A 5,217-nucleotide genomic window follows, 5' to 3' on the forward strand; every position below is an offset into this window, starting at 1 on the left:
GTAAACGGAGCGTGGAAGCCGTGATAGAGCAACACCAATCCGACTGCAATAGCGCGCATACCCTCAATATCAGGCCGGAATCGGGCGCTAACTGGCGTACCCTGATCTGCGATGGCCGGTGGTCTCGGGCGAGGGAGCACAGCGAGCCGATTTTCGGTTGTTCCCGTGGGTTGTTCCGGCTGCAGCGCCGAGGGGCTGTATCCCAATTCGGCTGAGTCTGAGGACGAAACGCTGCTCATGTTTCGGCTGCCAATCAGTTATGCAATCTGTTATGTGAAGTGCTGCGCGACCCGCGGCCTGACCGAGAAGAAAGATGTTGCAGATGCGGCCTGCCGATGTCTTGGTCGCTCCATCGGCAGGCGGTTAAACCTTCGCCCGCCGCCCACGGTGGGCTTCGGTGCGGCGTGCGCGTTCGCTGACCCCGGTTCCGTTCGTCTATGCCGTGGCTCTGCCCGCCTCGGCTATGCAGCGCGAACAGGTCAGCGCGTTGACCGCAGTCTGCCTAAGGTCCCATGTCGCTCCTAACGGAAGCAGGCCGACCCGGAAGCAGGCCGCGGTTACAGCAACCGGTGAGTGTGACCGTATGTATATACCGATGATGCACCTTGCGCTAGGATATACATCCTAATTGGCACCAAGCAAGGCAGTTTGCATACGTATCGTCGGCCAGCCAGGCTAAACGCATCCATACGAACGGGATACGAAGGGGAACGCAGTATGAACTATCGACAGTGGGAGGGGTCAATCTCGGTAGAACCGGGGGAGCTGAAATCTATGGTCAACGCATCGAGCCAACCGACCACAGCGACGATTAGGCGAGTAGGCGCGGCGCTCCAGCGCTACCCCCTGGTCTATCGGACCGCGTTGCTGGGCTTTCAGGCCGCAGGTCTGGTTCGGCGCCCCCGACAGCTCGACCGCTATTGCAATGAGGTTCCACCGGAGAAACGGTGCCTGTCCATCGGTTCTGGCCTGAACGTGATGGACGGCTGGCTGAGCACCGACCCGGTGCCGGTTCGACCCGCGACCGTGTATCTCGATGCGACCAAGCGCTGGCCGATACCGCCGGAGTCGTTTCGCTACATGGTTTGTGAACACATGATCGAACACGTGCCGTACGAGGCCGGGTTGCAGTTGATCAGCGAGGCACATCGGGTGCTGCAGCGCGACGGTGTGTTGCGCATCTCGACGCCGAACCTGGATGTGTTCCGGCGGCTGCCAGACTCCGACGATCCGGATGCCGAAGAATACATTCGGTGGAGCAACCGCACGTACGGGTCAGCCGCGGAGCGCGCGGATGAAGCCAGTTCAGTTCACGTGCTGAACCGCATGATGCGCGAATGGGGTCACATCTACCTCTACGACGAAGACACGTTGCGCCGGGTGCTCACGCGCGCCGGGTTCCGCCAGGTCGTACGGTGCGAGCCAGGGATGTCTGAACACGATGAACTGGTCGGTGTAGACCGGCACGCGGACGCCATCGGTGATCTGGCTAACCGCATCGAGTCCCTGATTCTCGAAGCTACTGCCTGAGCCGGTGCCTTGGTGCCGATGAGCTAGTGTCCTGCGCCGGAAGTTGATTGATTAACTGTGGACTTGACGGGTGGCGAAACGGGGCCGTCCGGTGAGTGCGGTGGTGTTGACCGACCAGGAGCGCGAGACGTTGCAGCGGTGGGCGCGACGGGCGAAGTCCTCGCAGGCGCTGGCGCAGCGGTGTCGCATTATGTTGGGTTGTGCGGCAGGTAAATCCAACAAGGAGGTGGCCGCCGAAGTAGGGGTGTGGCCGCAGACGGTGTGCAAGTGGCGGCAACGGTTCGTAGAGAGTCGACTCGATGGGCTGACCGACGAGTCGCGTCCAGGTGCTCCGCGCACGATCGACGACGAGCGGATCGAACAGGTCGTGGTGGCGACCCTGGAACGCCAGCCAGCCGATGCCACCCACTGGTCGCGGGCCTCGATGGCCAAAGAGTCCGGGTTGTCGAAATCGACAGTCGGCCGGATCTGGAAGGCATTCGCGCTCAAACCCCATTTGGTCGATACGTTCAAGCTCAGCAACGACCCGCAGTTCATCGACAAGGTCCGCGACGTCGTCGGGTTGTACCTGGACCCCCCCGGAAAAGGCCCTGGTGCTGTGCGTAGACGAGAAATCCCAGATTCAGGCCCTGGACCGCTCTGCGCCGGTGCTGCCGATGATGCCCGGGCTGCCCGAACGACGCACCCATGACTAGTGCGTCACGGCATCACCACCTTGTTCGCGAGTTGGACGTGGCCACCGGACAGGTCTACGGCTCGATTCATCGCCGACACCGCGCCGTCGAGTTCAAGAAGTTCCTGACCAAACTGGATACGCAGATCCCCGCTGAGCTCGATGTGCATCTGATCTGCGACAACTACACCACCCACAAGACCCCGACGGTCGCCAAATGGTTGGACGTCCACCCTCGATTCCACATGCACCACACCCCGACCTACTCGTCCTGGCTCAACCAGGTCGAACGCTGGTTCGCGCTACTGACCGACAAGAAACTGCGCCGTGGCGCCCACCGATCAATCCAGGCCCTGGAGAAAGACATTCGCGACTGGATCGCCCACGGAACCAAAACCCCCAGCCCTTCACCTGGACCAAGACCGCCGACGAAATCCTCGAAAGACTCAACCCATGTCTTCAACGAATTCCTGGCGCAGGACACTAGGTCAGGGCGGCGTTTCGAGCCTCAGAATTTGGCCGTTCCAGTGCGTGCCAACGGGATAGGTGGGCACCCCGCGTCGCATCGCGACCGAATGGCTTCGCCATGCGGCCGCCGCCGGCACCGTCCCGGCAACCAGGAAGCCGTCGCGGCGATGCGTTCGACTCAGTTCCTCGCTGGGTCCGGGCGGTCTGTTGTTGAGCCAGTACGCCGAGTGAGCGGACACTTCACGGCAGTTTAAAGACTAAGAGTTGCCTATTTAGCTAGTATCTTGTCTAATAGTATGTGAGAGTCGAACTAAGTGCATTACCGGTATATATACCGCCGGACCAGGCGCCGCGGAAATTGTGGCCCGCCTCAGGGGTGGGGTCGGCCTGCTTCCATCAGGACAGGAGGAGCGCATGTCGTTCATGACCACATTGGGTCCATTGGAGATTCCATGAGAGTGGTCGTCAGCGGTGGCGCCGGTTTTCTGGGGTCACATCTCTGCGAAGCCTTGCTGGACCGGGGAGACCACGTCGTCTGCCTAGACGACTTGTCGACAGGCTCACTGAATAACATCGCACACCTTCTCCGCCGACCGACACTGGAGGTCGTCAAAACCGACGTCAGCGATGAGGTGAACGTAGCCGGACCCGTCGACGTCGTCGCTCACCTCGCCAGCCCAGCGTCACCCCCGGATTACCACCGTCGTCCGTTGGAGACGCTCGCCGTCGGTAGCCGGGGTACGGAAAACATGCTCCGTCTGGCCCAGCGCCAGAGAGCGAGATTCATCCTCGCCTCCACCAGCGAGGTCTACGGCGACCCGCTCGTGCACCCCCAACCCGAGGACTATTGGGGCAACGTTAATCCTGTAGGACCGCGCAGCGTCTACGACGAGGCCAAACGGTTCGCAGAGGCCCTGTCGATGGCCTACCGCCGCAGCTTAGGCGTCAATGTCGGCCTGGTGCGGATCTTCAACACCTACGGTCCCGGCATGCGTCCGCACGATGGCCGAGTGGTGTCCAGTTTCATCACGCAGGCCCTCAACAGGCAGCCGCTAACCATCTACGGGGATGGGGCGCAGACCCGCAGCTTCTGCTACGTCGACGACCTGATCCGCGGAATTGTCGCCATGCTCGACTGTGACGAACCGGGACCGGTGAATTTGGGGAACCCGACCGAACACACCATCACCGAGCTGGCCGACCTCGTCCTTCAGATCACCGGCTCGTCGTCGACCCTGGAGCACCACGCGTTGCCAACCGACGACCCCACTCGTCGCTCGCCGAGCATCGCTCGGGCACAGGAAAGTCTGGGCTGGCGCCCGGAAGTGCCGATCGAGGAGGGGTTGCAGCGCACCGTGAAGTGGTTTGAGTCGCGGCCGCGGCAGGTAGCCGCGGCGGCCGACCTAGTGGCGGGTGCCCAAGACCAGGGATCATCCAGCGTCAATTTGCGTGACGTGGTCGTGGACCAGGTTGAGTTTACGACGCGCCGAGCAATCGCTCACTCCGCGGGTGCGACGTTGCATCCGGCTCACATCGCGACTGCGAATCGGGAAAGGATCGCGCCTAATCATGCCTCTTGATCAGATCCCGGCCTCCCCTCCCGTGCGCCCGCCCAAGGTTTACCGACTTGCGGTCGTCGGCACTGGATACGTCGGGACTGTCGTCGCCGCATGCTTCGCCCACCTGGGCTACGAAGTCACCGGCATCGAGACCGACACGGCCAAACTCGCTCAGTTGCGGGTCGGGCAAATCCCCTTCCACGAGCCGGGACTCGAGGATCTGGTGAACTCGTGCCTGCGCGCAGGACGGCTCCGCTTCACGGCGGAATACGCGGACGCAATCACCGTCGCCGACGCGGTCTTTTTGTGTGTCGGGACGCCTCCGCTCCCCGACGGAAGCGCCGATGTGTCCGCGTTGAACGATGCCGTCCGGTCGGTGGCGGCGGCTGTCCGACGTCCGGTAACGGTCGTCACCAAGAGCACCATCCCGCTAGGCGCCGCCCAGTCGGTGTGCAGGGTCCTTCGAGACACACTCGCCCAACGGAACGGTCAGGCGGCGCCCGTTACCCTTGTGCACAATCCCGAGTTCCTACGCGAAGGCAACGCGATCGGTGACTTTCTTCATCCCGACCGAGTAGTCCTTGGCAGTGAGGATGCGCAGGCAGTCAGACTCGTGGCCGACTTGTACCGGCCGATCCTGCAGCAGTCGTTCAACGGCGCCGACCCGACGAAGCGACCCGGGTTGCTGTGTACCGATCTCACCACGGCCGAGGCGGTCAAGTATGCGAGCAACGCTTTCCTCGCTACAAAGATCAGCTTCATCAACGAGCTGGCCAATATCTGCGACCGAGTGGGCGCTGACGTGACCAGCGTCGCCACCGGCATGGGACTTGACCATCGCATCGGCGCCGAGTTCCTGTCCGCCGGCCTAGGGTGGGGCGGGTCGTGCTTCGGTAAGGACCTGTCGTCGCTAATCACTACCGCGCGCCGTGAAGGCTACGAGCCAGCGCTGCTCACCGCCACCGCGGAAGTGAACAACCGACAGCA

General features: G+C 62.4%; 4 protein-coding genes and 1 pseudogene. 4 read left to right on the forward strand and 1 reads right to left on the reverse strand.

Going from position 1 to position 5,217, the window contains the following annotated elements; genetic code table 11:
* The first annotated feature begins 774 nt into the window (after positions 1–774).
* Positions 775–1,530 carry a class I SAM-dependent methyltransferase gene (locus VML93_RS35495; protein WP_325618071.1) on the forward strand — a complete coding sequence of 252 codons (756 nt, stop codon included), beginning with the start codon at positions 775–777 and terminating at the stop codon, positions 1,528–1,530.
* Positions 1,531–1,600: 70 nt separating this feature from the next.
* Positions 1,601–2,690: pseudogene (locus tag VML93_RS35500) on the forward strand (IS630 family transposase).
* 1 nt (position 2,691) lies between these two features.
* Here the strand turns inward: VML93_RS35500 and VML93_RS35505 are convergent.
* Entirely contained in the window at positions 2,692–2,910 is a 219-nt protein-coding gene (locus VML93_RS35505; RefSeq protein ID WP_325618073.1) for a hypothetical protein, read from the reverse strand.
* 213 nt (positions 2,911–3,123) lie between these two features.
* On the opposite strand from VML93_RS35505, the gene VML93_RS35510 reads away from it, so the two are divergent.
* Together VML93_RS35510 and VML93_RS35515 are read left to right on the forward strand one after the other, a co-directional pair.
* A complete protein-coding gene (locus tag VML93_RS35510; protein ID WP_325618075.1) occupies positions 3,124–4,251 on the forward strand; it encodes a UDP-glucuronic acid decarboxylase family protein in 1,128 nt (375 codons plus the stop codon).
* Positions 4,241–5,217: UDP-glucose dehydrogenase family protein (locus VML93_RS35515; RefSeq protein WP_325618077.1), on the forward strand; the 977-nt coding region annotated here is incomplete at its 3' end. The genes VML93_RS35510 and VML93_RS35515, both read left to right, overlap by 11 nt.

This window comes from Mycobacterium sp. (assembly GCF_035499775.1).
Lineage (GTDB): Bacteria > Actinomycetota > Actinomycetes > Mycobacteriales > Mycobacteriaceae > Mycobacterium.

Bases quoted from the DNA above. Each gene is read 5' to 3' on its own strand.
- VML93_RS35495 (WP_325618071.1), top strand. From the start codon at position 775: ATGGTCAACGCATCGAGCCAACCGACCACAGCGACGATTAGGCGAGTA.
- VML93_RS35510 (WP_325618075.1), top strand. From the start codon at position 3,124: ATGAGAGTGGTCGTCAGCGGTGGCGCCGGTTTTCTGGGGTCACATCTC.